The organism is Spiroplasma sp. ald (assembly GCF_044714355.1).
Taxonomy (GTDB): domain Bacteria; phylum Bacillota_I; class Bacilli_A; order Mycoplasmatales; family Mycoplasmataceae; genus Spiroplasma; species Spiroplasma phoeniceum.
The window spans coordinates 1-6021 of the sequence record NZ_RXFY01000070.1 but is presented as its reverse complement, the minus strand read 5'-3'; the positions used below and the strand labels follow the sequence as shown (position 1 = coordinate 6021).

Genomic DNA, 6021 nt, shown 5'->3' with positions numbered 1-6021 from the left:
AAATCAAATTTATCAAATTTCATAATTTTAGATTCCTATAATTTCTATTTTAAATATATTTTATAGGAATTTTAAAATAACTAGGTTATGCAAGAAGTCTAATGAATCAAGTAATATTGGTTGGGCAAGTAGAAGGAACTTATGAAATTATTTATGATAAAAAAGAAGCAGAACGAAAACTAATGAAATTTTTACTAAAGATTCAGTGCCCTTTTAAAAATAAAGATGGTAACTATGATAGTGATTTAGTTAATGTTAAAGTATGAACAAATAATATCGATGATTTAGATATTAGTTTACGTGATAAAGCAATTATTTCTGTTAAAGGGCGAATTCAATCATTTCGTTCCAATAATTTTGATGAAGAAAATTATTATAACGATATAATTGCTGACCGTGTTACATATTTAAGCAGTTTTAACTAACATTACTTAATATTATTAACTTAATACCAATTAGCCATTTCTTTTGAAGTGGTTTTTTATATAAATAAATTAAAATTTAATACCAAGGAAAACAATAGTTTCAAGAAAAAGAAATTAAAATAAGGTCTTTTTAAGTAATTATTTTTTTATAAAAAAAATTAATATTTTTGCTAAAAACACTTGCAAAAAAATGAGGATTTTATATACTTATAAAGGTGTCAGTTAGTAGTAATTTATTACTTAATTGTAAATAAAATACTTACTTACATTATCAAAAACAATACTAAAAATATGAAAAAAAGAGTCAAAAGTTATTGACAATAAACGCATAATTTTGTATGATTTGAAAGGTGTTTTGCTGACACAAGAACGATCTTTGAAAACTAAACATAACAACAAAAGATAATCATTTAATCAATGAATATCCGTCATTAAAGCTAGGAACAAAAACGATATTTTTTTAATGAGAGTTTGATCCTGGCTCAGGATGAACGCTGGCGGCATGCCTAATACATGCAAGTCGAACGGGGTGCTTGCACCCAGTGGCGAACGGGTGAGTAACACGTATCTAATCTACCCATTAGCGGGGGATAACAGTTGGAAACGACTGCTAATACCGCATACGACATTTTTTGGCATCAGAGAATGTTAAAAGGTCCGTTTGGATCACTAATTGGATGAGGATGCGGCGTATTAGTTAGTTGGTTGGGTAATGGCCCACCATGGCAATGATACGTAGCCGACCTGAGAGGGTAATCGGCCACATTGGGACTGAGACACGGCCCAAACTCCTACGGGAGGCAGCAGTAGGGAATCTTCCACAATGGNCGAAAGCCTGATGGAGCAATGCCGCGTGACTGAAGACGGTCTTCGGATTGTAAAGGTCTGTTGTAAGGGAAGAACAGTAAGTATAAGAAATGATACTTATTTGACGGTACCTTACCAGAAAGCCACGGCTAACTATGTGCCAGCAGCCGCGGTAATACATAGGTGGCAAGCGTTATCCGGATTTATTGGGCGTAAAGCGTGCGCAGACGGTTTAACAAGTTTGGGGTCAAATCCTGGAGCTCAACTCCAGTTCGCCTTGAAAACTGTTAAGTTAGAGTGTAGGAGAAGTCGATGGAATTCCATGTGTAGCGGTGAAATGCGTAGATATATGGAGGAACACCAGTGGCGAAGGCGGTCGACTGGCCTATCACTGACGTTTAGGCACGAAAGCGTAGGGAGCAAATAGGATTAGATACCCTAGTAGTCTACGCCGTAAACGATGAGTACTAAGTGTCGGACTAAGTTCGGTGCTGCAGCTAACGCATTAAGTACTCCGCCTGAGTAGTATGCTCGCAAGAGTGAAACTCAAAGGAATTGACGGGGACCCGCACAAGCGGTGGAGCATGTGGTTTAATTCGAAGCAACGCGAAGAACCTTACCAAGGCTTGACATCCAGTGCAAAGCTGTAGAAATACAGTGGAGGTTAACATTGAGACAGGTGGTGCATGGTTGTCGTCAGCTCGTGCCGTGAGGTGTTTGGTTAAGTCCAGTAACGAGCGCAACCCTTACCGTTAGTTACTCCATTAAGTTGAGATACTCTAACGGGACTGCTAGTGTAAACTAGAGGAAGGTGGGGATGACGTCAAATCAGCATGCCCCTTATGTCTTGGGCTACACACGTGCTACAATGGTCGGTACAAACAGTTGCGATCTCGTAAGAAGAAGCTAATCTGAAAAAGCCGATCTCAGTTCGGATTGAAGGCTGCAACTCGCCCTCATGAAGCCGGAATCGCTAGTAATCGCGAATCAGTAATGTCGCGGTGAATACGTTCTCGGGTCTTGTACACACCGCCCGTCACACCATGAGAGTTGATAATACCAGAAGTCGGTATTCTAACCGCAAGGAGAAAGCCGCCCAAGGTAGGATTGATGATTAGGGTGAAGTCGTAACAAGGTATCCGTACGAGAACGTGCGGATGGATCACCTCCTTTCTATGGAGTTAATACTTTATAGTAATTAACTAGTTTTAATGACCGTTATGTTTAGTTTTCAGAGATTAGTTTCTCTGACAATAACAAGTAAATGTTATTGGAATTGTTCTTTGAAAACTGGATAATAGACATCTAGTTATTTTAATCAAGTGATTAAAATAACAATAATTCAAAATTTCTGTTATTTTTAAAAAATAACTAAAATTTCACAGTTATATTTGTAAATAATTCTCAAAAAACTGATTTAAAATCAGGTCAAATAATTTATAAAACTTTGAAGTTACAAAGGGCGTATGGTGAATGCCTTGGGAATAGGAGACGATGAAGGACGTGACTACCTGCGATAAGGTTCGGGGAGCTGGAAGTAAGCTTTGATCCGGACATGTCCGAATGGGGAAACCCGGTGAGATTAATCTCTCATCATCCTATAATAAATAAATAGTTATAGTGAAGGTATACCTAGGGAATTGAAACATCTTAGTACCTAGAGGAAAAGAAAGCGAAAGCGATTCTCTTAGTAGCGGCGAGCGAACGGGGAACAGCCCAAACCAGATTTATCTGGGGTTGTAGGACCATAATAGTAGAGTTACAAAACTTGTTTATAGTAGAAATGGTTGGAAAACCATGCCACAGAGGGTGATAGCCCCGTATATGAAATAGACAAGACTCGAAATGGTATCCTGAGTACGGCGGAACACGTGAAATTCCGTCGGAATCCGGGAGGACCATCTCCCAAGGCTAAATACTACCTAGTGACCGATAGTGAACCAGTACCGTGAGGGAAAGGTGAAAAGCACCCCGGGAGGGGAGTGAAATAGTTCCTGAAACCATGTGCCTACAATAAGTCAGAGCGCGTTAATGCGTGATGGCGTGCCTTTTGTAGAATGAACCGGCGAGTTATGATCCCGTGCAAGGTTAAGTAGAAAATACGGAGCCGTAGTTAAAGCGAGCCTTAATAGGGCGTTTAGTATGTTGTCATAGACCCGAAACCAGGTGATCTAGCCATGAGCAGGTTGAAGTTGAGGTAAAACTTAATGGAGGACCGAACCGACGTTCGTTGAAAAGACCGCGGATGACTTGTGGCTAGAGGTGAAATTCCAATCGAACCTGGAGATAGCTGGTTCTCCCCGATATAGCTTTAGGGCTAGCGTCGAGGTTAGCAAGTTGGAGGTAGAGCACTAAATGTATGATGGCCCCACCTAAGGGTACTGAATGCAATTAAACTCCGAATGCCAATTTTGTATACTCGGCAGTCAGTACATGGGTGATAAGGTCCATGCACGTAAGGGAAACAGCCCAGATCATCAGCTAAGGTCCCAAAATTTATGCTAAGTGTGTAAGGATGTGAAGTCGCTTAGACAGCTAGGAGGTTGGCTTAGAAGCAGCCACCCTTTAAAGAGTGCGTAACAGCTCACTAGTCGAGTAACTTTGCGCCGAAAATGTACCGGGGCTAAGCATAATACCGAAGCTATGGGTTTTGTATTTATATACAGGGCGGTAGGGGAGCGTTCTAACAGGGATGAAGGTAGACCGTGAGGACTGCTGGACTGGTTAGAAGTGAGAATGCCGGCATGAGTAACGTTTGAGGGTGAGAATCCCTCATGCCGTTTGACCAAGGTTTCCTGGGCAAGGTTCGTCCACCCAGGGTTAGTCAGGACCTAAGGCGAGGCCGAAAGGCGTAGTCGATGGACAACAGGTTGATATTCCTGTACCACCATATAGAGCGATGGAGTGACGGAGAAAGATAGTATATCCCGGTTATTGGATTCCGGGCTAAGCACAAAGAGGGTAAGGTTGGCAAATCCGCCTTGCATAACCTTGAAGTGTGATGGGGAGCGAACGGTTCGCCTAGTAGCGAAGTATATGACTCCATGCTTCCAAGAAAAGCTTCTAGTACTATTTATATGGTGCCTGTACCTAGAACGAACACACGTGGTCAAGGAGAGAATCCTAAGGCAAGCGAGATAACTGTAGCTAAGGAACTCTGCAAAATAACCCCGTAAGTTAGCGAGAAGGGGTGCTCATAGTAATATGAGCCGCAGTGAAGAGGAAGGGGGAACTGTTTAGCAAAAACACAGCTCTCTGCAAAGTCGTAAGACGACGTATAGGGGGTGACGCCTGCCCAGTGCTGGAAGGTTAAGGGAATTAGTTAGCATTAGCGAAGCTTTGAACCGAAGCCCCAGTGAACGGCGGCCGTAACTATAACGGTCCTAAGGTAGCGAAATTCCTTGTCAGGTAAGTTCTGACCCGCACGAAAGGCGTAATGATCCCTTCGCTGTCTCGGCTGCAGACTCGGTGAAATTTTAGTACCTGTGAAGATGCAGGTTACCCGCAACTAGACGGAAAGACCCCATGGAGCTTTACTATAGCTTGATATTGGGTTTTGATATAGCATGTATAGGATAGGTGGGAGACTTTGAAGCAGTAACGCTAGTTGTTGTGGAGTCATCCTTGGAATACCACCCTTGTTATGTCGGAATCCTAACCTAGATCTGTAAGCCAGATCAGAGACAGTGTCAGGTGGGTAGTTTGACTGGGGCGGTCGCCTCCTAAAATGTAACGGAGGCGCCCAAAGGTACCCTCAGTATGGTCAGAAATCATACATAGAGCGCAAAGGTAGAAGGGTGCTTGACTGCGAGACAGACAGGTCGAGCAGGGACGAAAGTCGGGCTTAGTGATCCGGTGGTACCGTATGGAAGGGCCATCGCTCAACGGATAAAAGCTACCCTGGGGATAACAGGCTTATCTCCCCCAAGAGTCCACATCGACGGGGAGGTTTGGCACCTCGATGTCGGCTCATCGCATCCTGGGGCTGTAGTCGGTCCCAAGGGTTGGGCTGTTCGCCCATTAAAGCGGTACGCGAGCTGGGTTCAGAACGTCGTGAGACAGTTCGGTCCCTATCCGTCGCGGGCGTAGGAAATTTGAGAGGACCTGTCCTTAGTACGAGAGGACCGGGATGGACATACCTCTGGTGTACCAGTTGTGCCGCCAGTGGCACAGCTGGGTAGCTATGTGTGGAAATGATAATCGCTGAAAGCATCTAAGCGAGAAGCATACTTTAAGATGAGATTTCCCATCCTTTATGGAGTAAGACCCCTTGAAGACGACAAGGTTGATAGGTTGGATGTGTAAGCACGGCGACGTGTTCAGCTAACCAATACTAATAAGTCGAGGACTTCAAAAAAGCGAGAGCTTATTTACAAATTTTAGACAGTTTATTATCTAGTTTTGAGCGGATAATTTCCCTCAGATATAATCTGGTGCTTATGGCATAGTGGACACACCCGTTCCCATCCCGAACACGGAAGTTAAGCACTATTACGCCGACGATAGCCGCAAGGTGAAAATAGGGCAGTGCCAGGTTGAAAAAAGGTTTTAACCTTTTTTTAAAATATTTTTACTTTCTTAGTATTTTACAAATATGTTATATTAGACTTCTTGCATAACCTAGTTATTTTAAAATTCCTATAAAATATATTTAAAATAGAAATTATAGGAATCTAAAATTATGAAATTTGATAAATTTGATTTTATTAATGATAAAGAATTATTCCGATTAACAGGAATAAAACAAGCCACTTTTAATAAAATGTTAGATATTTTAAAGGTTGCTGAA

General features: G+C 42.1%; 1 protein-coding gene and 3 rRNA genes. All 4 read left to right on the top strand.

The window, feature by feature from the left end; genetic code table 4:
- The first annotated feature begins 101 nt into the window (after positions 1–101).
- The 4 genes from EHU54_RS04105 (at position 102) to rrf (ending at position 5768) form a co-directional block, all read left to right on the top strand.
- A complete protein-coding gene (locus tag EHU54_RS04105; protein ID WP_400249078.1) occupies positions 102–425 on the top strand; it encodes a single-stranded DNA-binding protein in 324 nt (107 codons plus the stop codon).
- A 459-nt stretch (positions 426–884) separates the two neighbouring features.
- Positions 885–2405: ribosomal RNA gene (locus tag EHU54_RS04100) — 16S ribosomal RNA — on the top strand.
- Between the two features lie 273 nt (positions 2406–2678).
- Positions 2679–5589 (top strand): 23S ribosomal RNA (locus EHU54_RS04095).
- Between the two features lie 72 nt (positions 5590–5661).
- Positions 5662–5768 (top strand): 5S ribosomal RNA (rrf, locus tag EHU54_RS04090).
- Together the 16S, 23S and 5S rRNA genes form the textbook arrangement of a ribosomal RNA operon.
- The last annotated feature ends 253 nt before the right edge of the window (positions 5769–6021 follow it).